At 57.0% G+C, this 23,635-nt stretch carries 20 protein-coding genes; 6 read left to right on the forward strand and 14 right to left on the reverse strand.

Translation table 11 applies throughout. From position 1 onward, the window contains the following. Positions 1 to 52: 52 nt before the first annotated feature. From glpX to PI91_RS05810, 3 genes are all read right to left on the reverse strand, one after another. Positions 53 to 1,066 (reverse strand): class II fructose-bisphosphatase, encoded by a 1,014-nt coding sequence (gene glpX / locus PI91_RS05800; RefSeq protein WP_039265639.1) that lies wholly within the window; start codon positions 1,064 to 1,066, stop codon positions 53 to 55. 118 nt (positions 1,067 to 1,184) lie between these two features. After that, on the reverse strand, positions 1,185 to 2,693 hold the full coding sequence (gene glpK, locus PI91_RS05805) for a glycerol kinase GlpK (RefSeq protein WP_008501808.1): 1,509 nt from the start codon (positions 2,691 to 2,693) through the stop codon (positions 1,185 to 1,187). Positions 2,694 to 2,714: 21 nt separating this feature from the next. Continuing rightward, positions 2,715 to 3,560, reverse strand: coding sequence for an MIP/aquaporin family protein (locus tag PI91_RS05810; RefSeq protein WP_014885705.1), 846 nt, complete (start codon positions 3,558 to 3,560; stop codon positions 2,715 to 2,717). Positions 3,561 to 3,970: 410 nt separating this feature from the next. Here PI91_RS05810 and zapB point away from each other — a divergent pair, with 410 nt between their 5' ends. Then, positions 3,971 to 4,210 (forward strand): septal ring assembly protein ZapB, encoded by a 240-nt coding sequence (gene zapB / locus PI91_RS05815; protein ID WP_023326318.1) that lies wholly within the window; start codon positions 3,971 to 3,973, stop codon positions 4,208 to 4,210. 584 nt (positions 4,211 to 4,794) lie between these two features. Here the strand turns inward: zapB and rraA are convergent. The 7 genes from rraA to priA all read right to left on the reverse strand — a co-directional run bounded on the left by rraA (position 4,795) and on the right by priA (position 12,754). After that, a complete protein-coding gene (rraA, locus tag PI91_RS05820; RefSeq protein ID WP_008501805.1) occupies positions 4,795 to 5,280 on the reverse strand; it encodes a ribonuclease E activity regulator RraA in 486 nt (161 codons plus the stop codon). A 92-nt stretch (positions 5,281 to 5,372) separates the two neighbouring features. Beyond that, entirely contained in the window at positions 5,373 to 6,293 is a 921-nt protein-coding gene (gene menA, locus PI91_RS05825) for a 1,4-dihydroxy-2-naphthoate polyprenyltransferase (RefSeq protein ID WP_008501804.1), read from the reverse strand. 68 nt (positions 6,294 to 6,361) lie between these two features. Beyond that, on the reverse strand, positions 6,362 to 7,696 hold the full coding sequence (gene hslU, locus PI91_RS05830; protein ID WP_008501803.1) for an HslU--HslV peptidase ATPase subunit: 1,335 nt from the start codon (positions 7,694 to 7,696) through the stop codon (positions 6,362 to 6,364). Between the two features lie 9 nt (positions 7,697 to 7,705). After that, entirely contained in the window at positions 7,706 to 8,236 is a 531-nt protein-coding gene (gene hslV, locus PI91_RS05835) for an ATP-dependent protease subunit HslV (RefSeq protein WP_008501802.1), read from the reverse strand. Between the two features lie 94 nt (positions 8,237 to 8,330). Continuing rightward, a complete protein-coding gene (ftsN, locus tag PI91_RS05840; RefSeq protein WP_032622950.1) occupies positions 8,331 to 9,320 on the reverse strand; it encodes a cell division protein FtsN in 990 nt (329 codons plus the stop codon). A 93-nt stretch (positions 9,321 to 9,413) separates the two neighbouring features. After that, entirely contained in the window at positions 9,414 to 10,439 is a 1,026-nt protein-coding gene (cytR, locus tag PI91_RS05845) for a DNA-binding transcriptional regulator CytR (protein ID WP_008501800.1), read from the reverse strand. 119 nt (positions 10,440 to 10,558) lie between these two features. Next, positions 10,559 to 12,754, reverse strand: a complete 2,196-nt coding sequence (gene priA, locus PI91_RS05850; protein ID WP_039265640.1) for a primosomal protein N' — start codon at positions 12,752 to 12,754, stop codon at positions 10,559 to 10,561. A 200-nt stretch (positions 12,755 to 12,954) separates the two neighbouring features. Between priA and rpmE the strand changes: the two genes are divergently transcribed. Next, positions 12,955 to 13,167 carry a 50S ribosomal protein L31 gene (gene rpmE / locus PI91_RS05855; protein ID WP_003862040.1) on the forward strand — a complete coding sequence of 71 codons (213 nt, stop codon included), beginning with the start codon at positions 12,955 to 12,957 and terminating at the stop codon, positions 13,165 to 13,167. Positions 13,168 to 13,215: 48 nt separating this feature from the next. Here the strand turns inward: rpmE and metJ are convergent, their stop codons facing one another. After that, entirely contained in the window at positions 13,216 to 13,533 is a 318-nt protein-coding gene (metJ, locus tag PI91_RS05860) for a met regulon transcriptional regulator MetJ (RefSeq protein WP_003862042.1), read from the reverse strand. Positions 13,534 to 13,809: 276 nt separating this feature from the next. Between metJ and metB the strand changes: the two genes are divergently transcribed. From metB to katG, 4 genes are all read left to right on the forward strand, one after another. Next, positions 13,810 to 14,970 (forward strand): cystathionine gamma-synthase, encoded by a 1,161-nt coding sequence (metB, locus tag PI91_RS05865; RefSeq protein ID WP_021242813.1) that lies wholly within the window; start codon positions 13,810 to 13,812, stop codon positions 14,968 to 14,970. A 2-nt stretch (positions 14,971 to 14,972) separates the two neighbouring features. After that, positions 14,973 to 17,405 carry a bifunctional aspartate kinase/homoserine dehydrogenase II gene (locus PI91_RS05870; RefSeq protein WP_039265641.1) on the forward strand — a complete coding sequence of 811 codons (2,433 nt, stop codon included), beginning with the start codon at positions 14,973 to 14,975 and terminating at the stop codon, positions 17,403 to 17,405. Positions 17,406 to 17,631: 226 nt separating this feature from the next. Then, on the forward strand, positions 17,632 to 18,519 hold the full coding sequence (metF, locus tag PI91_RS05875) for a methylenetetrahydrofolate reductase (protein WP_039265642.1): 888 nt from the start codon (positions 17,632 to 17,634) through the stop codon (positions 18,517 to 18,519). A 147-nt stretch (positions 18,520 to 18,666) separates the two neighbouring features. Beyond that, a complete protein-coding gene (katG, locus tag PI91_RS05880) occupies positions 18,667 to 20,847 on the forward strand; it encodes a catalase/peroxidase HPI (RefSeq protein ID WP_039265643.1) in 2,181 nt (726 codons plus the stop codon). A 91-nt stretch (positions 20,848 to 20,938) separates the two neighbouring features. Here katG and PI91_RS05885 read toward each other — a convergent pair whose 3' ends face one another. The 3 genes from PI91_RS05885 to PI91_RS05895 all read right to left on the reverse strand — a co-directional run bounded on the left by PI91_RS05885 (position 20,939) and on the right by PI91_RS05895 (position 23,610). Next, positions 20,939 to 22,042, reverse strand: a complete 1,104-nt coding sequence (locus tag PI91_RS05885) for a glycerol dehydrogenase (RefSeq protein ID WP_039265644.1) — start codon at positions 22,040 to 22,042, stop codon at positions 20,939 to 20,941. Positions 22,043 to 22,054: 12 nt separating this feature from the next. After that, the gene (fsa, locus tag PI91_RS05890; RefSeq protein ID WP_039265645.1) at positions 22,055 to 22,717 is read right to left on the reverse strand and encodes a fructose-6-phosphate aldolase; all 663 of its coding nucleotides are present in this window, start codon (positions 22,715 to 22,717) and stop codon (positions 22,055 to 22,057) included. Between the two features lie 128 nt (positions 22,718 to 22,845). Next, positions 22,846 to 23,610 carry an AraC family transcriptional regulator gene (locus PI91_RS05895; protein WP_008501792.1) on the reverse strand — a complete coding sequence of 255 codons (765 nt, stop codon included), beginning with the start codon at positions 23,608 to 23,610 and terminating at the stop codon, positions 22,846 to 22,848. Positions 23,611 to 23,635 lie beyond the last annotated feature (25 nt).

The raw sequence follows: 23,635 nt of genomic DNA on the forward strand, positions 1-23,635 counted from the left end.
CGGGGAGATTTCCAGCCCATTTGGGCCGGAAAGCTCTATCGATCAAACGGTTTTACAGAATGTGCGTCTGTACGTCCGGGTCTTTGCGGTCGAGATAGTGGATAGACTGGATGCGGCGAATGGTGCGTGATTTTCCGCGGATCAGCAGCGTTTCAGTGGTGGCCACCATATTGCCCTTGCGGCTGATGCCGTCCAGCAGATCGCCTTTGGTGATACCTGTCGCCGAGAAGACCACGTTATCGCTACGGGCCATATCATGCAGCGCCAGCACTTTGTTGGCCTCGATGCCCATCGCTTCGCAGCGTGCCAGCTCGTTTTCCCCGATACGGCGGTTCTCTGCGCTGTCGCCTTTCACCTCGTGGCGGGGCAGCAGACGAGCCTGCATATCGCCGTCCAGCGCGCGGATCACTGCTGCAGAGACTACGCCTTCCGGCGCGCCGCCGATGCCGTACAGCACGTCTACTTCGCTGTCCGGCATGCAGGTCAGGATTGAGGCGGCAACGTCACCATCCGGAATGGCAAACACGCGCACGCCGAGCTTTTGCATCTGCGCGATGGTGGCGTCGTGGCGCGGTTTGGCCAGAATGGTGACGGTGAGTTCGCTCAGCGGTTTGTTCAGCGCGCGGGCGACGTTACGCAGGTTCTCTTCCAGCGGCAGGCTAAGGTCGATTGCGCCTTTCGCGCCAGGACCGACAATCAGCTTTTCCATGTACATATCCGGCGCGTTGAGGAAGCAGCCCTTATCGCCCACGGCCAGCACCGCCAGGGCGTTGGCCTGACCCATTGCGGTCATGCGCGTACCTTCGATCGGGTCGACGGCGATATCCACGGCATCACCTTTGCCGGTACCGACTTTTTCACCGATGTAGAGCATTGGCGCTTCGTCGATCTCGCCTTCGCCGATCACGATGGTGCCGTCGATGTTGACCTGGTTAAGCACAATGCGCATGGCATGGACGGCTGCGCCGTCTGCGGTATTTTTGTCACCACGACCCAGCCACTTATAGCCTGCAAGGGCAGCCGCTTCGGTGACGCGGGAAAACTCGATAGCAAGTTCACGTTTCATGAGGTACTCGTACAATCAAAAGGAATTGCACGAAGTTTATCACAGAGTGGGGAGGGGCGAGGGGACCGCTGCGGTCCCCTCGCCCTGACCCTCTCCCCAGGGGAGAGGGAATATATGATTACTCTTCGTGCTCTTCCCACGCCAGGGCGCGTTTCACCGCTTTCTTCCAGCCGCTGTAGCGGAAGTTACGCTCGGTGGTTTCGATGCCCGGGCGGAATTCGCGTTCGATCACCGCTTTTTCCTGCAGCTCGTCCAGGTTCTGCCAGAAGCCTACCGCCAGACCGGCAAGGTATGCCGCGCCCAGCGCCGTGACTTCACGCACTTCAGGACGCTCAACGCGGGTGCCCAGAATGTCGGACTGGAACTGCATCAGGAAGTTATTCGCTACCGCACCGCCGTCCACGCGCAGGGCGTGCAGACGAATGCCGGAGTCCGCCTGCATCGCTTCCAGCACGTCGCGCGTCTGGTAGGCGATGGATTCCAGGGTGGCGCGAATAATGTGGTTAGAGTTAACACCACGCGTCAGGCCAAAAATTGCGCCGCGTGCATACGGATCCCAGTACGGCGCGCCCAGACCGGTGAATGCAGGCACCACGTACACGCCGTTGGTGTCTTTCACTTTGGTCGCGAAGTACTCGGAGTCGAACGCATCGCTGATCAGCTTCATCTCGTCGCGCAGCCACTGGATAGACGCACCGGCCATGAACACCGCACCTTCCAGGGCATAGTTCACTTCGCCGCGTGGTCCACAGGCGATGGTGGTCAGCAGGCCGTTTTCTGATTTCACCGCTTTCTCGCCGGTGTTCATCAGCATAAAGCAGCCGGTGCCGTAGGTGTTCTTCGCCATCCCTTCTTTGACGCACAGCTGGCCGAACAGCGCCGCCTGCTGGTCACCGGCAATACCGGCGATAGGAATACGGGTGCCGCCTTTACCGCCGATGTTGGTCTGGCCGTAAACCTCAGAAGACTTGCGCACGTCAGGCAGCATCGCGCGTGGGATATCCAGCGCGTCCAGCATTTTGTCATCCCACTCCAGGGTGTTGATGTTGAACAGCATGGTACGCGAGGCGTTGGTGTAGTCGGTGACGTGGACGCGTCCCTGGGTCATCTTCCAGATAAGCCAGGTGTCGACGGTGCCGAACAGCAGCTCGCCGCGTTTTGCACGCTCGCGTGAACCTTCCACGTGGTCGAGGATCCACTTCACTTTGGTGCCGGAGAAATACGGGTCAACCACCAGACCGGTGGCGCTGCGCACGTACTCTTCCATGCCGTCGCGCTTCAGCTGCTCGCAGATCTCAGAGGTACGGCGGCACTGCCAGACGATGGCGTTGTAAATAGGCTTACCGGTTTCACGTTCCCAGACAATCGTCGTTTCACGCTGGTTAGTGATACCAATCGCGGCAATCTCGTCGGAACTGATATCGGCTTTTGCCAGCACTTCGACCAGCGTGGAGCTTTGTGACGCCCAGATCTCCATTGGGTCGTGTTCGACCCAGCCTGGACGAGGATAAATTTGCTCAAATTCGCGCTGTGACACGCTGACGATGTTCGCGTCATGATCCATTACGACAGCGCGGGAGCTGGTAGTGCCCTGGTCGAGCGCAACGATATATTTTTTTTCGGTCATGGTATGTGTCCCGTAGTCAGATTACAGCGAAGCTTTTTGTTGTGCGGTAGAAGTCGTTTCCTTCTCCTCTTCCACACAGGTGTCGCACGGTAAATGGCGACCAATTAATTTGCGGTAGCTGAACGCACCCAGCGCAGCCCCGACAACTGGCGCAAACAGCGGTACCAGGAAGTAAGGAATGTCTTTGCCACCGGTGAAGGCGACGTCGCCCCAGCCTGCGATAAAGGCGAACGCTTTAGGTCCGATATCACGCGCCGGGTTCATCGCGAAGCCGGTCAGCGGGCCCATGGAGGCACCAATCACCGCAATCAGCAGGCCAATCAGCAGTGGGGCCAGCGGGCCGCGCGGAATGCCGTTTCCGTCGTCGGTCAGCGCCAGGATAACGCCCATCAGAATAGCGGTAATCACCATTTCAACTGCGAACGCCTGCACAAAATTGATATGCGGGTTTGGATAGGTTGAGAAGATGCCTGCCAGATCCAGACTTTCGACGCTGCCGCGCACCATATGATGCGTCTGTTCGAAGTCGATGAAAAGATTGTAATAAAGCCCGTAAACTAACGCCGCTGCGCAAAACGCGCCGGCAAACTGAGAAAGAATGAAAGGAACTACTTTGCGTCCGTCGAAGCACGCGAACAGCCACAGTGCGATAGTCACCGCCGGGTTAAGATGTGCACCAGACACCCCTGCAGTCAGGTAGATGGCCATCGCCACGCCCAGACCCCAGATGATACTGATTTCCCACTGACCAAAACTGGCACCCGCCACTTTCAGTGCAGCGACACAGCCCACTCCGAAGAATATCAACAACCCGGTACCAAGGAACTCGGCAATGCACTGGCCTTTTAAGGTTGATGTCTGACTCATAATCGGAATCCTGAAGAAATTGATGTTTATTGTTAGCATGGCCGCCCGTGACAGCCACGATGCCCTGTAGACATAGTGTTAATTTATCGTTAACGAGCAAAAACGAGAAATATCGAAATCGAAATGTGTGGTCTGCGTCAATAAAATGAGCGTTTTCGCGCCATAAAGCACATTTTTGCAGCACTACAGGATCAGTACAGGAATGTGAGCTGAATCATTTCATTAACGAATCAGTTAACAATTTAGGGGTATATGACGCGAACGCACCAGGACCAGACCTAAAAGTGTTGCAAACCGCGATCTGCGCGGTGTGTCGCTGGACACAGAGCGCCGCGCTCCATACAATCGACGGTATATGTCGTGCGCGTTTATGTTAAAGCGTCGCCTTGCAATTCAGGAGAGGTAGCATCATGTCTTTAGAAGTGTTTGAGAAACTGGAATCGAAAGTACAGCAGGCGATTGACACCATCACCCTGCTGCAGATGGAAATTGAAGAGCTGAAAGAGAAGAACAGCAGCCTGGCGCAGGAAGTACAGAACGCGCAGCACAGCCGCGAAGAACTGGAGCGCGAAAACAACCAGCTGCGCGAACAGCAGAACGGCTGGCAGGATCGCCTGCAGGCGCTGCTGGGACGTATGGAAGAAGTCTGATTCCCACTGGGATGAACTGAACAGGCCGGGTAAGGCGATGCCGCTACCCGGCTTTTTTTATGGTTCTCGCTGACTGACACCCAACCATAAAAAAGGCCGCCAAAGGCGGCCTTAACGCTACTTGTCCTGCGCTATCATAGTAAAAGCAACGAACACATTCGGTTCATCACTCTTTACCACGAGTACGCTGGCGACAATGAACGCGATACATAAATAGCGTTTCATTATGCGGTCCCTGCAGCTAACCGCTCCACCGTTCACCACCGGTGATAAGTCGGTGGACACAAGCCCGGTTAAAGGTTGCTATACGGTTGTGAATACACCTTTCCCTGGACCGATGCCCATGTGCGAGATGGCGGAAAGGGACAATGCATCATAATGAGCAGCAGCAGCGTAGTTAAGGTTTTAATAGTTAATTAGGAATTTATAAAGGGTCGATGGGGTTACCTGAGATTTGAACCAGGGTAAGATAAAAATCCTGGTTAAAGGTTGCAAAACTCCCCAACGGACCGCGAATCCCGAGGGACAAAAAAACCGCCACATTGCTGTTGGCGGTTTTTTTATGGTCCACGCTTACGGTTTTATTACTCAATATCCAGCGGATCTTCGGAAAGGATAATGCCGGTATTATCGGCGTAGAGATGGTCGCCGGAGAAGAAGGTCACGCCGCCGAAATTGACGCGCACGTCGCTTTCGCCGATGCCGTCACCTGCCGCCCCTACCGGTATGGCTGCGATGGCCTGAATCCCGATATCCAGGTCTTCCAGATCGTCCACCTGACGCACGGAACCGTACACCACAATGCCTTCCCACTCGTTTTGTGCGGCAATACCGGCCAGTTCAGCATCAATCAATGCGCGGCGTACGGAACCACCGCCATCGACCACCAGTACGCGGCCACGGCCGTTCTGTTCGAGCAGATCGTACAACAACCCGTTATCCTCGAAACATTTCACCGTGACGATCTGTCCGCCAAACGACGACCGCCCACCAAAGTTGGAGAACAGCGGTTCAACGACGTTGACATCTTCCTGGTAGATGTCACAAAGCTCGGAGGTATCGTATTTCATAGGTTTAACGCTCAGTTGCTGCGAATGTGTTCAGTATATCGTGCGAAATGCGTTGTTGGCAAAATCATCAATTGTTAATTGATATTTGTCAGCTAACTGAGCGTCTGGCTTAAGACAATCCCGATGACGAACAACAGGTTAGTCAGCAGCGCGCCTTTTACCGTGCGTTCCAGCATTGGCGGCATGGCGGCCGGGCTACGTTCACGCATCACAAAACGGGCCTGCTTAATCAGCAGCGGCGCGGCAAGCACAAACAGCCAGCCCCACAGACTGTGCAGGGAAATCAGGTTAAACAGCGCCAGGCAGACCAGGGCACCCATGAGCAGGCAGGCATGGTAGCGACGCGCATTCACCGGCCCCAGACGGACCGCCAGGGTGTTTTTGCCGTTCTCCCGGTCGCTGTCGATGTCGCGCAGGTTGTTGATGTTGAGCACCGCGGTCGCCAGCAGACCGCAGGCGGTCGCAGGCAGGAACAGCGCAGGGATCACCGTATGCGCCTGTAAGTACCAGCTTCCCATCACGCTCAGCCAGCCGAAGAACACCAGTACGGAGATATCCCCGAGCCCAATGTAGCCGTAAGGACGCGTGCCGACGGTGTAGGTGATGGCCGCGATAATGGCCAATAAGCCCAGCACCAGAAAACCAATGAAATCGCTGGGAGTCTTAGACGCCACCGTCACCAGCGCCAGACCCGATAAACAGATCAGCACCACGGTGATAATCAACGCGCGCTTCATCTGCGCCTGGGTAATCACCCCTTTTTGCATTCCACGCAGCGGCCCGATACGGTCAGGTTTGTCGCTGCCTTTCACCGCGTCGCCGTAGTCGTTGGCGAGGTTGGAGAGAATTTGCAGCAGGCCGGCGGTAATCAATGCCAGCGCGGCAACTAGCGGATCGAAATAACCCTGCCACCAGGCAAGCGCCGTACCGACGATAATCGCGGCAAAGGCCAGAGGGAGTGTTTTAGGGCGCAGACTTTCGAGCCACGCCTGAGTACGGCTGATGTCAGTCATAAGTATTTAGCCAATAAAAATGGGGGCATTAGCCCCCATTAAACGTGATGAGAATCCAGTAACCGCGATTATAGGATAAAACGGCTCAGATCTTCATCTGCCACTAACGCATCCAGATGTTTACTCACATATTCTGCGTCAATGGTAACGGTTTGACCGTTTAGATCGCTCGCGTCGTAAGAGATATCTTCCACCAGGCGTTCCAGCACGGTATGCAGACGACGCGCACCGATGTTTTCGGTGGTTTCGTTCACCTGCCATGCGGCCTGGGCAATACGTTTGATACCGTCTTCGGTGAACTCGAGGTTCACGCCTTCGGTCGCCATCAGCGCTTTGTACTGAACGGTTGCAGAGGCGTTTGGCTCGGTCAGGATACGTTCGAAGTCTTCGGTCGTCAGCGCCTGCAGCTCAACGCGGATAGGCAGACGGCCCTGCAGTTCCGGGATCAGATCCGACGGGCTGGCAACCTGGAAGGCACCTGATGCGATAAACAGGATGTGGTCCGTTTTCACCATGCCGTGCTTGGTGGAGACAGTGCAGCCTTCAACCAGCGGCAGCAGGTCGCGCTGAACGCCTTCGCGGGATACATCCGGGCCGGAGCTGTTGCCGCCGCGCTTACAAATTTTGTCGATTTCGTCGATAAACACGATACCGTGCTGCTCAACCGCGTCGATAGCGTCCTGCTTCAGCTCTTCCGGATTCACCAGCTTCGCCGCTTCTTCTTCAATCAGCAGCTTCATCGCGTCTTTGATTTTCAGCTTACGCGTTTTTTGCTTCTGACCGCCCAGGTTCTGGAACATGGACTGCAGCTGGCTGGTCATCTCTTCCATGCCCGGAGGTGCCATGATTTCCACACCCATTGGCGCGGCAGCGAGATCGATCTCAATCTCTTTATCATCCAGCTGGCCTTCACGCAGCTTTTTGCGGAACGCCTGACGCGCCGCGGACGGTTCCGCCTGCTGTTCAGCCTGACCCCAGTTGTTTTTTGCCGGTGGGATCAGCACGTCGAGAATGCGCTCTTCGGCCATCTCTTCCGCGCGATAGCGGTTTTTCTCAATGGCCTGGACGCGCACCATTTTGATCGCCGAGTCGGTCAGATCGCGGATGATGGAGTCCACTTCTTTACCCACATAGCCCACTTCGGTGAACTTGGTGGCTTCAACTTTGATGAACGGTGCGTTAGCCAGCTTCGCCAGACGACGGGCGATTTCGGTTTTACCGACGCCGGTCGGGCCGATCATCAGAATGTTTTTCGGCGTCACTTCGTGGCGCAGCTCTTCGTCAAGCTGCATACGACGCCAGCGGTTACGCAGGGCGATAGCCACGGAACGCTTGGCGTTATCCTGGCCGATAATGTGTTTGTTCAGTTCGCTGACAATTTCGCGTGGGGTCATTTCAGACATGGGAGATCCTTACGCTTTGGAGGTCAATTCTTCGATGGTGTGGTTGTGGTTGGTATAGATGCAGATATCACCTGCAATATCCAACGCCTTCACCGCGATATCACGCGCGTTCATGTCGGTATTTTCCAACAGTGCGCGGGCAGCAGCCTGGGCATAAGGGCCGCCAGAGCCGATAGCAATCAGGTCATTTTCCGGCTGAATTACGTCACCGTTACCGGTGATGATCAGCGAAGCGGTTTCATCGGCGACCGCCAGCAGCGCTTCGAGCTTGCGCAGCATGCGGTCGGTACGCCAGTCTTTCGCCAGCTCAACGGCGGCTTTCACCAGATGACCCTGGTGCATTTCCAGTTTACGTTCAAACAGTTCAAACAGCGTGAAGGCATCCGCCGTGCCGCCTGCAAAGCCGGCGATCACTTTGTCGTTGTAGAGACGACGCACTTTCTTCACGTTGCCTTTCATGACGGTATTGCCCAGCGTGGCCTGGCCATCACCGGCGATTACCACATGGCCGTTACGGCGTACACTTACTATTGTTGTCACGAGCAGACCCCCTGGTTACAGAATCGGGAAACAGAAGCCCTGAGCCTGTGCCCAGGGCTGAATTAAATGATAGATGGGGGGGATTTTGGGGGTTTCAACCCCCGGAGGCGAGTCGAATGCAGTTTGTGTGACCGGCGATTTTCAAACGAGAAAGGGTGCCATCGGCATTTTCTTTGCCTTTGACCGGACCAATCACCACGCGATTCCAGCCGTTATTGGTGGTAATACGCGAATCAAACCCTTCAAAGGCCAGCTGCGCGCGCACCGTTTCCGCCTGCTCCGCACCTTTGAACGAACCGCACTGTACCATCCAGCGACGTTCGTCTTTTTTCTCAGCCGTCTGCTTCGGCGCTTCGGTCTCTTTCGTGACCGGCGCGGCCTGCTGCGTTTTCGGCTGCTGGGCGGTGGTGTGCGCTGGCGTCTGGAGCAGATCCTGATACGGCTGAGCCGCCTGCTTCTGCTGCTGCGCTTTAGGCTGCTGCTGGACAGGCTGAGACTGCACCGTACGCGTCGGCTGCTGATACGGCTGTTCCGTTACCCGCGGCTGTGCCTTAGGCTGCTGTACCGGCTGGGTTTGCGCCCACTGCTGTTGCTGCTGAATCTGCTGTTGTGCCTGGCGACGCTGCAGCGTTTGCTGACGCTGTTCCGGCGTCTGCTCATTCCACGGCACTTCGTTCAGCTGCGTAGGCTGCTGGCGCATATCGGCCTGCATTTGTGCCAGCAGCTGACGCTGTTCATCCGTCAGCTGATTCGCATTCTGTACTTCACCTCCCGCAGAAGGTTCCGTTGGCGCACGTACCCCAGGCTGACGGCTTTCCAGCTCTTTGATATAGCGCCAGCGCTCTTCAGGCTTCGGAGGGAGGCCATTTCCGGCGACTTTACTGGCCTGAAGCGCCTCAGACTCTTCTTTTTTATGGTGCGTGATAAAGTACAGGCCACCAATAAAGGCGACGACTACAGCCGCAGCAATAGCGACCATTGCTGGCGAGACAGCAGGCAGGTTACGTTGCTTTTTTCTTGAGCTACTCTTTTTGCGTCGCGAAGGTGCCGGCTGGCCGCGACGTACATAATCTCGTTGTGCCACTATCGTTTCGCTGTATTTATTCGTTCGTCAGTCCGCCATGTTACTTAAGCGGCGGGGCTTTGACCAGATAAGGGTATCCGAAAGACGTTTACTTTAAGTCAATGCCTGGGTCGTGCCGCGGACGATCAGTTCGCAGTCCAGCAACCGTGAGCCGCTGCTAACTGTTTGACCGTGAAGCTGATCCAGCAGAAGCAGCATCGCTTCGCGGCCGATTTGGTAGCGCGGCTGAGCGACCGTTGAGAGCGGCGGATCGCAAAATTCCGAAAGCGAAATATTATCGAAACCGATGATGGATAAATCTTTCGGTATGCGAAGGCCGCGGCGTTTGGCATACGATAATGCGCCCAGCGCCATCACGTCGCTGTGACAAAATACGGCGGTTGGCGGCTCAGGCAGGTCCAGAAGTTTCTCCAGCGCCTGTCCACCGGCTGCGAAGGTAAAGTCTCCGCGCGCAATGTAATGCGGATCGACCGTAGCGCCGGTACGGCGCAGCGCCTGAACGTATCCCTGCAGGCGGTAGTGACACAGCGGCATCTCTTCCGGCCCGGCAATGCAGCCTATACGCTTGTGCCCCAGCTCCTGGAGATAGTTTACGGCGTTGAACGCGGCGGTAAGGTTATCGATATGGACCGTCGGCAGCTCCAGCTCTGGCGCAAACTCGTTGGCCATCACCATCGGCGGTAAATTACGCTGCTCTTCGATGCTGGCATCAAACGGCAGGCGAGAGCCAAGCAGCAGCATGCCGTCGATCTGCTTGGTGATGATGAGGTCGATGAAGGTTTTTTCCTGTTGGTTCTGATGGGCGCAGTCGCCAATCAGGACCAGGTACCCCTGCTCCGCCGCCGTGACTTCAATACCGCGGATAATCTCGCTGAAGAACGGATCGCAGATGTCCGGCACAATCACCAGGATAGTGCGCGATTCATTGCGCTTCACGTTACGTCCCATCGCCTGTGGGAAGTAACCCACTTCCAGCGCTGCCTGCTCAACCTTGTTACGGGTCGCCTGGGAGACTTTGTCCGGGTTCATTAATGCGCGGGACACGGTTGCCGTTGAGACTTGTGCTTTCTCGGCAACGTCTTTCATGGTCGCTGTGGCAACCTCTTTCCTGGACTTCAACGTCTTCTCCTCGCCTGAACACCGAACTTCTGCCATCACCATTTTTACAGATAGTTAATGGAATCGGTTACAGAATTTTCATAAAAAGTGTGAGGAGCGTTAAATTTTTCGATCCGTCTTCAACCTTCGATGGGATCGACGTCCAGTACCCACTTCACTTTTCGCGCTTCGGGCAGGGTATTAATCAGTGCCAGCGCGCCGCTGACGATGTGCTGAAGACGAACGCGCGAGGGGTGCTGGAGCAAAATTTGCCAGCGGAAACGGCCGCCGCGTTTTGGCGCCAGCGCCGGCACCGGGCCCAAAATCCACAGCTGACTATCCACCAGCGGGCTGGCCTGCAGGAGGTTTCTCAGCTGCTGCAGGAAAAGTGGCGCCTGCTGGTTGTTATGATCTTCCGCGCGGATGATGACGTGGCTGGTCCACGGCGGTAGCTGCATGGTCTGGCGTTCGGCCAGCGCCTGCTCGGCAAAGGCGTCATAGCCTTTGTCCAGCAGGGTTTGCAGCAGCGGGTGCTCCGGGTGGTGCGTTTGCAGCACCACTTCGCCCTGTTTACCGGCGCGTCCTGCACGCCCTGCAACCTGGGTGTAAAGCTGGGCGAAGCGCTCGGCTGAACGAAAATCTGCCGAGAACAGCGCGCCGTCCACGTCCAGCAGGGCGACCAGCGTCACGTCCGGGAAGTGGTGGCCTTTGGCCAGCATCTGGGTGCCAATCAGGATGCGCGCGCCACCGCGATGCACTTCCGCCAGCTGCTGTTCGAGTGCGCCTTTGCGGCTGGTGGTGTCCCGGTCGATACGCGAAATCGGCACGTCCGGGAAAAAGGGCCCAAGCGCCTGCTCCAGCTGTTCCGTCCCCAGACCGACCGGCACAATATGCGTTGAACCACATGACGGGCACTGGCGCGGCACCGGACGCTGGCTGTCGCAGTGGTGGCAGCGCAAATGACGCTGGGCCTGATGGAAGGTGTAGTAGTGATCGCAGCGCGGGCATTCGGCAATCCAGCCGCAGTCGTGGCACAGCAGGGCGGGTGCAAATCCGCGACGGTTGAGGAACAGAATGACCTGATTCCCCGCCTGCAAATGCTGGCGCATGCGGGTAATCAGCGCGGGCGCTAGCCCCGCCTGGACCTGCTGGCCTTTCAAATCCAGCACGTGCTGAATGGCCGGACGGGCATTCCCCGCGCGACGCGTCAGGCGCAGCATGTGGTATTTACGCTGGCGCACGTTGTGCAGCGTTTCGAGCGCAGGCGTGGCGGATCCCAGAACAATGGGAATTTGCTCGCTGTGTGCGCGGTAGACGGCCAGATCGCGGGCGTGATAGCGCCAGCCTTCCTGCTGTTTATAGGAGCTGTCGTGCTCTTCGTCGATCACGATAACGCCAAGATTTTTAAACGGCGTGAACAGCGACGAGCGGGTGCCGATCACAATCGCCGCTTCGCCGTTTTTCGCTTTCAGCCAGGCGCTGAGGCGCTCGCTGTCGTTCAGGCCGGAGTGCAGCACCTCAACCGGCGCGTTAAAGCGCTCGCGGAATCGGGCGATGGTTTGCGGCGTCAGGCCAATTTCCGGCACCATCACCAGCGCCTGTTTCCCCTGGGCGAGCACGTTTTCCAGCACGCTCAGGTAAACTTCGGTCTTGCCGGAACCGGTGACCCCAGCCAGCAGCCAGGCAGAGAAACGATCGGAGGCGCTATGAATTGCGCCTACCGCGGTGGCCTGCTCGGTATTCAGACGCAGGCGATCCCCTGAAACGGAGAAACTCTCCCGCCAGTCGTTAAGGGCAGGCGCTTCGCTTGCCAGGTCGCTCAGCCCTTTCTTTCTCAATGCCTGTAGCGCCGTTTCGCTGACCTCAAGCTCGTCGACCTGATGCCGCCAGATTTTCCCCTGACGCAGCGCCGCCAGCGCCTGCTGCTGTTTCTGCGAGCGCTTCAGGCTGTTGATGTCGACGGCCTGGCCTTCCTCCGTGGCAAACCAGTACCACATCGGCGCATGGCTGGCGCTCTTGCCCTGACGCAGCATAATTGGCAGGGCGTGGAACAGGACGTCGCCGATGGGGTGATGATAATAATCCGCCGCCCACAGCAGCAGTCGCCAGGTGCTGGTGGAGTAGACGGGCTCGCTGTCCAGCACCTCAACGACCGATTTCAGTTCGTTAAGCGGCAGTTCGCTCTTATCGCTGACGGAGACGACGATCCCCACGCGCTGCTGTTTGCCAAACGGCACGGTCACGCGACAGCCCGCTTTGGCGCTCATGCTGTCGGGCAGCAGATAGTCAAAGGTGCGGGGAAGCGGAACGGGCAGGGCAACGTGAGCGACGGGCATCGAATCTTCCTGACTTGAAAAGTGGCGCGTTAGTATACACATTAGTAAAAGCGGCGTGCGGATCAGTTTGCATACGTTGGTCAAATTCTGTATGATTCGCCGCCTTTGGTGTACTTTACGCCAAAGAACTTACAATCAACATCGCGTGGTGTCTGGCGTTAGGGCTGGAAGAGCGACGCGGCCTTAACTGAGGTTCTCCCATGAAAAAAGATATTCACCCGAAATACGAAATGATTACTGCAAACTGTTCTTGCGGTAACTCTATCCAGATCCGCTCTACCGTGGGTCACGATCTGAACCTGGACGTGTGCGGCAAATGCCACCCGTTCTACACTGGTAAGCAGCGTGATGTTGCAACCGGTGGCCGTGTTGACCGCTTCAACAAGCGTTTCAGCATCCCGGGCGCTAAATAAGTTTCCCGAAAAAAAGGCACCGCAAGGTGCCTTTTTTGTATCCGCTTCTCAGTATTCCCACGTCTCCGGGTCAATACCCAGTTCACGCATGATCACCTTCGCCTCTTCCGGGATTTCGTCACTACGCTCTTTGCGCAGATCGTCATCGTTCGGCAACGGTTGACCGGTAAACGCATGCAGAAACGCTTCGCACAGCAGTTCGCTGTTGGTTGCGTGGCGCAGGTTGTTCACCTGACGACGCGTACGTTCATCGGTGAGGATCTTCAACACCTTCAGAGGAATGGAAACCGTAATTTTCTTTACTTGCTCACTCTTCTTACCGTGCTCAGCGTATGGGCTGATATATTCGCCGCTCCATTCAGCCATGAGATACCTTTAATCCTCTCAGTCATTTATCTAAAGGTGCAAAACCGGTAACCACCCGTTTTGAACCGCAATCTTGCCTAGTTTACCGTAGAGACGATACCGTGGCACGGATATTGCCGCTGCAGCGTGCACTAAAGCATATAATTTTAACGGCTATTTGCGCATTGCTCAATCTATACGCAAAGAAGTTTAGATGTCCAGATGTATTGACGTCCATACTTTCAATGTTTACTCTGGTGCCTGACTTTTCACCTCATTCGCCAGGAAGCCCTCACCATGACGCGTAAACAGGCCACTATCGCAGTGCGTAGCGGATTAAATGATGACGAGCAGTACGGCTGCGTTGTCCCGCCCATTCATCTTTCCAGTACCTACAATTTCACCGGATTTAATGAACCCCGTGCGCATGATTACTCGCGTCGTGGCAACCCTACGCGTGACGTGACCCAGCGTGCGCTGGCCGAACTGGAAGGTGGCGCAGGCGCCGTATTAACCAATACCGGCATGTCTGCCATTCATCTGGTGACCACGGTGTTCCTGAAGCCTGGCGACCTGCTGGTTGCGCCGCACGACTGTTACGGCGGCAGCTATCGCCTGTTTGATAGCCTGGCAAAACGCGGCTGCTATCGCGTGCTGTTTGTCGATCAAAACGACGAACAGGCGCTGAAACAGGCGCTGGCAGAGAAACCGAAGCTGGTTCTGGTGGAAAGTCCAAGCAATCCATTGTTGCGCGTTGTCGATATTGCGAAAATTTGTCAGCTCGCAAGGGATGCGGGAGCGATAAGTGTAGTGGATAATACGTTCCTCAGTCCGGCCCTTCAGAACCCACTCGCACTGGGTGCCGATCTGGTATTGCATTCATGCACTAAATATCTGAACGGCCATTCTGACGTGGTGGCAGGCGTGGTGATTGCCAAAGATCCGGATGTTGTCACCGAACTGGCATGGTGGGCCAATAACATTGGCGTCACCGCAGGTGCCTTCGACAGCTACCTGCTGTTGCGCGGCATCCGTACGCTGTCGCCGCGCATGGACGTGGCGCAGCGTAATGCTCAGGCGATTGTCGACTTCCTGAAAACCCAGCCGCTGGTGAAGAAGCTGTATCACCCGTCGCTGCCGGAAAACCAGGGGCACGAGATTGCCGCGCGCCAGCAGAAAGGGTTTGGCGCGATGTTAAGTTTTGAACTGGACGGTGACGAGCAAACGCTGCGTCGCTTCCTGAGCGGGCTGTCATTGTTTACGCTGGCGGAATCCTTAGGTGGGGTTGAAAGCTTGATCTCCCACGCCGCGACCATGACGCACGCAGGTATGGCACCCGAAGCACGTGCCGCCGCCGGGATTTCTGAGACGCTGCTGCGGATCTCAACCGGTATCGAAGATTCTGAAGATTTAATTGCCGATCTGGAAAATGGCTTCCGGGTCGCAGCCAAGGGGTAATCATGAGTGTGATAGCGCAGGCAGGGGCGAAGGGTCGTCAGCTGCACAAGTTTGGTGGTAGTAGTCTTGCTGATGTGAAATGTTACCTGCGTGTCGCAGGGATTATGACGGAATATTCACAGCCGGGTGACATGATGGTTGTCTCGGCGGCGGGCAGCACCACCAACCAGTTGATTAGCTGGCTGAAACTGAGCCAGACCGATCGCCTTTCTGCGCATCAGGTGCAACAGTCATTACGTCGCTATCAGAGCGAATTGATTGCCGGCCTGCTGCCTGCGGACGTGGCGGACGGGCTGATCGGCGCCTTCACGCACGATCTTGAGCGTCTGGCCGCTCTGCTGGACAGCGGCATTACCGATGCGGTGTATGCCGAAGTGGTTGGCCACGGTGAAGTGTGGTCTGCGCGCCTGATGGCTGCGGTTCTGCAACACCTGGGCGTGGACGCCGCCTGGCTCGACGCGCGTGATTTCCTGCGTGCCGAACGCGCCGCGCAACCGCAGGTGGATGAAGGGTTGTCCTACCCACTGCTGCAACAGCTGCTGGTGCAACATCCCGGTAAACGCATTGTGGTTACCGGCTTTATCAGCCGCAGCAACGCGGGTGAAACCGTGCTGCTGGGCCGTAACGGCTCCGACTACTCGGCGACGCAAATCGGTGCTCTGGCGGGCGTGTCCCGCGTCACCATCTGGAGCGACGTGGCCGGTGTTTATAGCGCGGACCCGCGCAAAGTAAAAGATGCCTGCCTGCTGCCGCTGCTGCGCCTGGATGAAGCCAGCGAGCTGGCGCGTCTGGCGGCACCGGTGCTGCACGCCCGTACGCTGCAGCCGGTTTCCGGTAGCGATATCGACCTGCAGCTGCGCTGCAGCTACAGCCCGGATCAAGGCTCCACGCGCATTGAGCGCGTGTTGGCCTCTGGTACCGGGGCGCGTATTGTTACGAGCCACGACGACATCTGCCTGATTGAGTTCCAGGTTCCTGCGGGCCAGGACTTCAGGCTGGCACATAAAGAGATCGACACGATCCTGAAACGCGCCCAGGTGCGTCCGCTGGCCGTGGGTGTGCATAATGACCGCCAGCTGCTGCAGTTCTGCTATACCGCAGAAGTGGCGGACAGCGCGCTGAAAATTCTGGATGAAGCGGGCCTGCCGGGCGAGCTTCGCCTGCGTCAGGGGCTGGCGCTGGTGGCGATGGTGGGCGCGGGCGTCACCCGTAACCCGCTGCACTGCCACCGCTTCTGGCAGCAGCTGAAAGGCCAGCCGGTAGAGTTCACCTGGCAGTCGGAAGAGGGCATCAGCCTGGTTGCCGTTCTGCGCAAAGGGCCAACCGAAAGCCTGATTCAGGGTCTGCATACCTCTCTGTTCCGCGCGGAAAAACGCATCGGCCTGGTGCTGTTTGGTAAAGGCAACATCGGTTCCCGCTGGCTGGAGCTGTTCGCCCGCGAACAGGTCACGCTCTCGGCGCGTACCGGGTTTGAATTTATTCTCGCAGGCGTGGTGGACAGTCGCCGCAGCCTGCTGAACTACGAAGGGCTGGATGCCAGCCGCGCGCTTGCCTTCTTTAATGATGAAGCCGTTGAGCAGGATGAAGAGTCGCTGTTCCTGTGGATGCGCGCGCACCCGTATGACGATCTGGTGGTGCTGGACGTTACCGCCAGCGAACAGCTTGCCGATCAGTATCTTGATTTCGCCAGCCACGGTTTCCACGTCATCAGTGCGAACAAATTGGCTGGGGCAAGCAGCACCGATAAATACCGCCAGATCCACGACGCGTTTGAAAAAACCGGCCGTCACTGGCTGTATAACGCCACCGTGGGCGCGGGCCTGCCGGTAAACCACACCGTGCGCGACCTGATTGAAAGCGGTGACAGCATTCTGGCGCTGAGCGGTATCTTCTCCGGTACGCTCTCCTGGCTGTTCCTGCAGTTTGACGGCACCGTGCCGTTCACTGACCTGGTGGATCAGGCGTGGCAGCAGGGCTTAACGGAACCCGATCCGCGCGTTGACCTCTCCGGTAAAGACGTGATGCGTAAGCTGGTGATCCTGGCGCGCGAAGCCGGTTATGACATCGAGCCGGATTCCGTCCGCGTCGAGTCGCTGGTGCCTGCCGGCTGTGAAGAGGGTTCTGTGGATCATTTCTTTGAAAATGGTGAAGAGCTTAACGAGCAGATGGTGCAGCGTCTGGAAGCGGCGAACGAGATGGGTCTGGTGCTGCGCTACGTGGCACGTTTCGAGGCCAACGGAAAAGCGCGCGTCGGTGTCGAGGCGGTGCGTCCTGAACATCCGCTGGCGGCGCTGTTGCCGTGCGATAACGTCTTCGCCATCGAAAGCCGCTGGTACCGCGATAACCCGCTGGTGATCCGCGGCCCGGGCGCCGGGCGCGACGTCACCGCCGGGGCGATCCAGTCCGACATCAACCGTCTGGCTAAGCTGCTGTAAAAACTCAATTTCCCTCTCCCTGTGGGAGAGGGTTAGGGTGAGTGCAGTCTGATGCACTCACCCCCATCATGAATTTCCCTCACCTTCCCTGAGCAAACCTCACCGTTATTGTTGATTATTTCTATTGACGTCCCTCCGCTTTTCCGTCATTTTTACATCTGGACGTCTAAACGTATAGAAGTTCACAACACAACAGACAATGACACGCGATTGATAGGGGTAGGGTATGAGCTTTTTTCACGCCAACCAGCGGGAAGTACTGAACCAGAGCCTGGCCGAAGTAAACGGCCAGATTAACGTCTCTTTTGAATTTTTCCCGCCGCGCACCAGTGAAATGGAGCAAACCCTGTGGAGCTCTATCGATCGTCTCAGCAGCCTGAAACCAAAGTTTGTCTCCGTGACCTACGGTGCGAACTCTGGCGAGCGTGACCGTACGCACAGCATCATTAAAGGCATCAAAGATCGTACCGGTCTGGAAGCGGCGCCGCACCTCACCTGTATCGACGCTACCCGCGACGAGCTGCGTGCCATCGCCCAGGACTACTGGAATAACGGCATCCGTCATATTGTCGCACTGCGCGGCGACCTCCCGCCCGGCAGCGGCAAGCCAGAGATGTATGCGGCCGACCTGGTTGGGCTGCTGAAAGAGGTGGCAGATTTTGATATCTCCGTGGCTGCTTACCCTGAGGTTCACCCGGAAGCGAAAAGCGCCCAGGCGGATCTGCTTAACCTCAAGCGTAAAGTGGAGGCTGGTGCCAACCGCGCCATTACCCAGTTCTTCTTTGATGTCGAAAGCTACCTGCGCTTCCGTGACCGCTGCGTCTCCGCGGGCATCGACGTTGAAATTATCCCGGGCATTCTGCCGGTCTCTAACTTCAAACAGGCGAAGAAATTCGCCGATATGACCAACGTGCGCATTCCGCTGTGGATGTCCAAAATGTACGAAGGTCTGGATGATGACCCGGAAACCCGCAAGCTGGTGGGGGCCAATATCGCCATGGACATGGTGAAAATCTTAAGCCGTGAAGGGGTGAAAGACTTCCACTTTTACACGCTAAACCGCGCGGAGATGAGCTATGCCATCTGCCATACTCTGGGCGTTCGCCCCGCGTAAAACACCAAAAGCCCTCTTAAATAGAGGGCTTTTTAACAGGGTAAAAAGTTAAAAGGTATCAGCTATCGAATCTGTGGATTAATTCAACTATAACTTATTGCTAGTGGTGTATATCGTAACGGTAACACTGTAAAAGGGAGCATAGCGATGAGCACGTCAGACGAGACCAATAAAGCGGCATCAGTCGGCAAATGCCCGTTCCATCAGGGCGGCGTCGATCACAGCGCGGGCGCAGGTACAGGCAGCCGCGACTGGTGGCCAAAACAACTCCGCATCGATCTTCTTAACCAACATTCCAATCGTTCGAACCCGCTGGGTGAAGACTTCGACTACCGCAAAGAATTCAGCAAGCTTGATTACTCTGCCCTTAAAGGCGACCTCAAAGCACTTTTAACCGACTCTCAACCGTGGTGGCCTGCCGACTGGGGCAGCTATGCGGGCCTGTTTATCCGTATGGCGTGGCACGGTGCGGGTACCTATCGCGCCGTGGACGGGCGCGGTGGGGCAGGACGCGGTCAACAGCGCTTTGCGCCACTGAACTCCTGGCCGGATAACGTAAGCCTGGATAAAGCGCGCCGTCTGCTGTGGCCTATCAAGAAAAAATACGGACAAAAAATCTCCTGGGCCGACCTGTTTATCCTCGCGGGTAACGTGGCGCTGGAGAACTCCGGCTTCCGTACCTTTGGTTTTGGTGCCGGGCGTGAAGACGTCTGGGAACCGGATCTGGACGTGAACTGGGGTGATGAAAAAGCCTGGCTGACCCACCGTGACCCGGAAGCGCTGGCTAAGCGTCCTCTGGCAGCCACCGAAATGGGCCTGATCTACGTGAACCCGGAAGGGCCGAACGCCAGCGGTGAACCGCTGTCAGCGGCGGCAGCGATTCGTGCGACCTTCGGCAACATGGGCATGAACGATGAAGAGACCGTCGCGCTGATTGCAGGCGGCCACACCCTCGGCAAGACTCACGGCGCGGGTGAAGCCACCCACGTGGGTACCGACCCCGAAGCCTCACCGATTGAAGCACAGGGCCTGGGCTGGGCCAGCACGCACGGCACGGGGGTTGGCGCTGATGCCATTACCTCCGGTCTGGAGGTCATCTGGTCACAAACCCCGACCCAGTGGAGCAACTACTTCTTCGAGAACCTGTTCAAATACGAATGGGTACAGACCCGCAGTCCGGCAGGGGCGATTCAGTTTGAAGCCGTGGATGCGCCGGAAATCATGCCCGATCCGTTCGACCCGTCGAAAAAACGCAAGCCTACCATGCTGGTCACCGACCTGACGCTGCGCTTCGACCCGGAATTCGAAAAGATTTCCCGCCGCTTCCTGAACGATCCGCAGGCCTTCAACGAAGCCTTCGCGCGTGCCTGGTTCAAGCTGACCCACCGTGATATGGGGCCAAAATCGCGTTACCTTGGCCCGGAAGTGCCGAAAGAAGATCTGATTTGGCAGGACCCGCTGCCGCAGGCGGTATTCAATCCGACCAAAGAAGACATTGAAAGCCTGAAGGCGGAAATTGCGGCCTCGGGTCTCTCCGTGAGCGAACTGGTTTCTGTGGCCTGGGCGTCAGCCTCGACCTTCCGCGGTGGCGATAAACGTGGCGGTGCCAACGGCGCGCGTCTGGCGCTGGCGCCTCAGCGTGACTGGGACGTGAACGCTGCGGCGGTTCGCGCGCTGCCAGCCCTGGAAGCTATCCAGCGCACCACCAACAAAGCCTCTCTGGCCGATATCATCGTGCTGGCGGGTGTGGTAGGCGTTGAGCAGGCCGCAAAAGCGGCAGGTGTGTATGTCACCGTACCGTTCACGCCGGGCCGCGTTGATGCGCGTCAGGATCAGACGGATATCGAGATGTTTAACCTGCTCGAACCGATTGCCGATGGTTTCCGCAACTACCGTGCGCAGGTGGATGTGTCCACCACGGAGTCTCTGCTGATTGATAAAGCCCAACAGCTGACGCTGACTGCGCCAGAACTGACGGTGCTGATCGGCGGCCTGCGCGTACTGGGTGCCAACTTTGATGGCAGCAAGAACGGCGTGTTCACCAACCGTGAGGGCGTGCTGAGCACTGATTTCTTCGTGAACCTGCTGGATATGAACACGCAGTGGAAGGCGACCGATGAGTCCAATGAGCTGTTTGCCGGGAGCGATCGCACCAGCGGTGAAGTGAAATATACCGCCACACGCGCCGATCTGGTCTTCGGCTCTAACGCCGTCCTGCGCGCGCTGGCCGAGGTTTACGCCAGCGATGATGCGCATGAGAAGTTTGTCCGCGACTTCGTTGCCGCCTGGGCGAAGGTCATGGATCTGGATCGGTTTGACGTGAAGTAGCCAGTGTGCCGGGTGGCGGCTACGCCTTACCCGGCCTACAAATTAAAGTGCCATGTAGGCCGGGTAAGCGCAGCGCCACCCGGCTTTTTTATTACTCCCACTCCTGCAGGAATCGCTGTCCATACTGGTCTGCCACCAGCAGCGCCGCATACACCTGATCCGGCGTGACGCCCCCCGGCATGTTGTGGATCGTTTCTCCTTCCGCACATGAGGCTTCGGCAATCAGACGCATTTTGGCTGGAATATCCTCTTTGATGTTCAGCTGTGCCAGGGTGATCGGCAGCCCTACGCTGTGGCAAAGCGCCGCGACGGTCTCAATTTCTTCTACCGGCGCGTTTTCCAGCACCAGCTGCGTCAGCGTACCAAACGCCACTTTCTCCCCATGATAGAAGTGATGCGCGTCCGGCACCGCCGTCATGCCGTTATGAATAGCGTGTGCAGCCGCCAGCCCGCCGCTTTCAAAGCCGACGCCGCTGAGATAGGTGTTGGCTTCGATAATGCGTTCCAGCGCAGGCGTCACCACATGCTGTTCCGCCGCCAGCATCGCTTTTTCACCCTCTTCAACCAGCGTGTTGTAGCACAGCTCGGCGAGCGCTAATGCCGCCTGTGTGCATTTACCCCCGGCCATAGTGGTCGCGCCGCTGCGCGAGCAGGCGCGTGCTTCAAACCAGGTCGCCAGCGCGTCGCCAATCCCGGCGGCCAGCAGACGTGCAGGCGCACCTGCAACCACTTTCGTATCCACAATGACCATGTTCGGGTTGTGCGGCAGCATCAGGTAGCGATCGAACTCGCCGCTGTCGGTGTAAATAACGGAAAGGGCGCTGCACGGCGCGTCGGTGGACGCGATAGTCGGCGCAATGGCGACCGGCACGTCCATAAAGTGAGCCAGGGCTTTCGCGGTATCCAGCGTTTTACCGCCACCAATACCCAGTACTGCCAGGCAGTCGGCGCTGTCGGCCAGCTTTTTCAGACGATCGATTTCATTTTGCGAACATTCGCCGCCAAACGGCGCAATTTCGGCATGCAGTTCGGCTTTTTTAAAACTCTGGCGCAGGGTCTCTTCGGCAAAACCCAGCACAAACTTATCGCCGACGACCAGCCAGCGGTTTGACAGGGGTTTCAGATAGTCGCCGAGACGGGTCAGCACATCCGCGCCCTGGATATATTTCCCCGGCGATTGAATGATACGGTCCATAACAGTTCTCCCTTAGAGGTTGAGGTTACCAAACGCGTTTTTCCAGTCCTGCTCGAACTTCTCTATGGCTGACTCTACCGCCGGCGTACCGAGCATGTGTTGCGCTACGTCTAAGGGAAGCGTGATTGCTTCACATCCTGCCAACAGGCAGTCGAGCGCCTGACGCGGCGTTTTGAAGCTGGCGGCCAGCACTTTACTGCCCGGCGCGTGCAGCTCCAGCAGGGACTGCAGTTCCTGAACCATGCGAATGCCGTCACCGCCCTGCGCGTCGACGCGGTTGACGTACGGCGCGACATATTTCGCCCCTGCGAGTGCGGCGAGCATGCCCTGCGCCGCGCTGTAAACGGCAGTCCCCAGCGTGGTTATCCCCTCTTTTTTCAAGGCCTTAATTGCGATAAGTCCCTGAGCCGTCACCGGGATTTTCACCACAATGCCCGTAATAGCGTTACTTAGACGTTTGGCTTCTGCCACCATGCCTTCGGCATCGCGGCTCATGGTTTGAGCAAACAGCGTGCCTTCCGGCCCGATGGCTTGTTGCAGGCGCGGCAGCACGTCCCAGATGGATTCACGGCTGGCGGCAATGATGCTCGGGTTGGTGGTGACGCCCGCGATGGGAAAGATGCGCGCCAGGCGTTCAACTTCCGCCACGTTGGCGGTATCCAGGTACAGTTCCATTATTTTTCCTTAAGTCAAAAAGGTTGAATAAAGGATACGGCGCACCCAGGCGCGGCGAATACAGGTCAATTTTGCCAAATACTGGACAAATGTAATGTCCTTGGCGAAGTGAGAGAGCGATCACAATGCTACTTTTTGGCGATCAGCTGGCTGTGGTACTGGCGTCGATATTCGGAAGGGGAACGTTCGGTGTGCTTGCGAAAGAGACGGCAAAAGTAGTTGCTGTCCGTAAATCCACAGCGTGTGGCGATATCTTTAATTTTGAGATCGTAGCCTTTCAGCAGCTGACGCGCATGTTCCAGGCGCGTTTTTGTTAAATATTCATTGAATCCGACGCTGCCGACTTTCTGGAATAGATGGGAAAGGTAGTTTGGTGAGATGTAGAACGCCTGTGCCACGGATTCGCGAGTTAACAAAGAGGCATAATTTTCTTCGATATAGCTCCGAACGGCTTCGAACAGTGCCCGGCTGCGGCTGTCGGTGTGAATTTCGCTTCCAAGCAGATCCCGGCAGTGGCTGAGCAGGCTTAAAACCACCAGCCTTGCTGTGTCCTGCTCTTCTGGCTGCATCTGTAATTCGGTGAGCGTTTGCAGAAGAAAAGCCCCCGTTCGCGGACCACGTCGGGCAACCTGGAGTTGTTGTAAGAGCACATTGTCATGCTGTAACTCGATTGTAAGCTGCTGCTTACCGAAATGTATGCTCAGGGCGTGAGGCGCAGGATGCGTAATTTGTCCAAAAAAAGAAAAAATCGCCTCGCAGGGTGTGTCAAGGGTAATGCCGAGGCAGGGAGAGGTTCGGGGATGCTGTTCAGCCAGCGCTGAGAAATGAATCTGACCCAGCGGTAACGTGCGGTTCACCAGGTCTGTCAAAATCTGGGTGATATCGGAATGCATAAGGAGACTACCGAAATTTGCCCGG

Origin of the sequence: Enterobacter sp. FB (assembly GCF_000805795.1) — a bacterium.
In the GTDB taxonomy this organism is placed as follows: Bacteria; Pseudomonadota; Gammaproteobacteria; order Enterobacterales; family Enterobacteriaceae; genus Enterobacter; species Enterobacter roggenkampii.

Coding starts and splice junctions, on each gene's coding strand:
- PI91_RS05870 (WP_039265641.1), top strand. CDS start 14,973: ATGAGTGTGATAGCGCAGGCAGGGGCGAAGGGTCGTCAGCTGCACAAG.
- zapB (WP_023326318.1), top strand. CDS start 3,971: ATGTCTTTAGAAGTGTTTGAGAAACTGGAATCGAAAGTACAGCAGGCG.
- menA (WP_008501804.1), bottom strand. CDS start 6,293: ATGACTGACATCAGCCGTACTCAGGCGTGGCTCGAAAGTCTGCGCCCT.
- metJ (WP_003862042.1), bottom strand. CDS start 13,533: ATGGCTGAATGGAGCGGCGAATATATCAGCCCATACGCTGAGCACGGT.
- rraA (WP_008501805.1), bottom strand. CDS start 5,280: ATGAAATACGATACCTCCGAGCTTTGTGACATCTACCAGGAAGATGTC.
- metF (WP_039265642.1), top strand. CDS start 17,632: ATGAGCTTTTTTCACGCCAACCAGCGGGAAGTACTGAACCAGAGCCTG.
- priA (WP_039265640.1), bottom strand. CDS start 12,754: ATGCCCGTCGCTCACGTTGCCCTGCCCGTTCCGCTTCCCCGCACCTTT.
- glpX (WP_039265639.1), bottom strand. CDS start 1,066: ATGAAACGTGAACTTGCTATCGAGTTTTCCCGCGTCACCGAAGCGGCT.
- PI91_RS05885 (WP_039265644.1), bottom strand. CDS start 22,042: ATGGACCGTATCATTCAATCGCCGGGGAAATATATCCAGGGCGCGGAT.
- hslU (WP_008501803.1), bottom strand. CDS start 7,696: ATGTCTGAAATGACCCCACGCGAAATTGTCAGCGAACTGAACAAACAC.
- PI91_RS05810 (WP_014885705.1), bottom strand. CDS start 3,560: ATGAGTCAGACATCAACCTTAAAAGGCCAGTGCATTGCCGAGTTCCTT.
- metB (WP_021242813.1), top strand. CDS start 13,810: ATGACGCGTAAACAGGCCACTATCGCAGTGCGTAGCGGATTAAATGAT.
- katG (WP_039265643.1), top strand. CDS start 18,667: ATGAGCACGTCAGACGAGACCAATAAAGCGGCATCAGTCGGCAAATGC.
- fsa (WP_039265645.1), bottom strand. CDS start 22,717: ATGGAACTGTACCTGGATACCGCCAACGTGGCGGAAGTTGAACGCCTG.
- rpmE (WP_003862040.1), top strand. CDS start 12,955: ATGAAAAAAGATATTCACCCGAAATACGAAATGATTACTGCAAACTGT.
- PI91_RS05895 (WP_008501792.1), bottom strand. CDS start 23,610: ATGCATTCCGATATCACCCAGATTTTGACAGACCTGGTGAACCGCACG.
- glpK (WP_008501808.1), bottom strand. CDS start 2,693: ATGACCGAAAAAAAATATATCGTTGCGCTCGACCAGGGCACTACCAGC.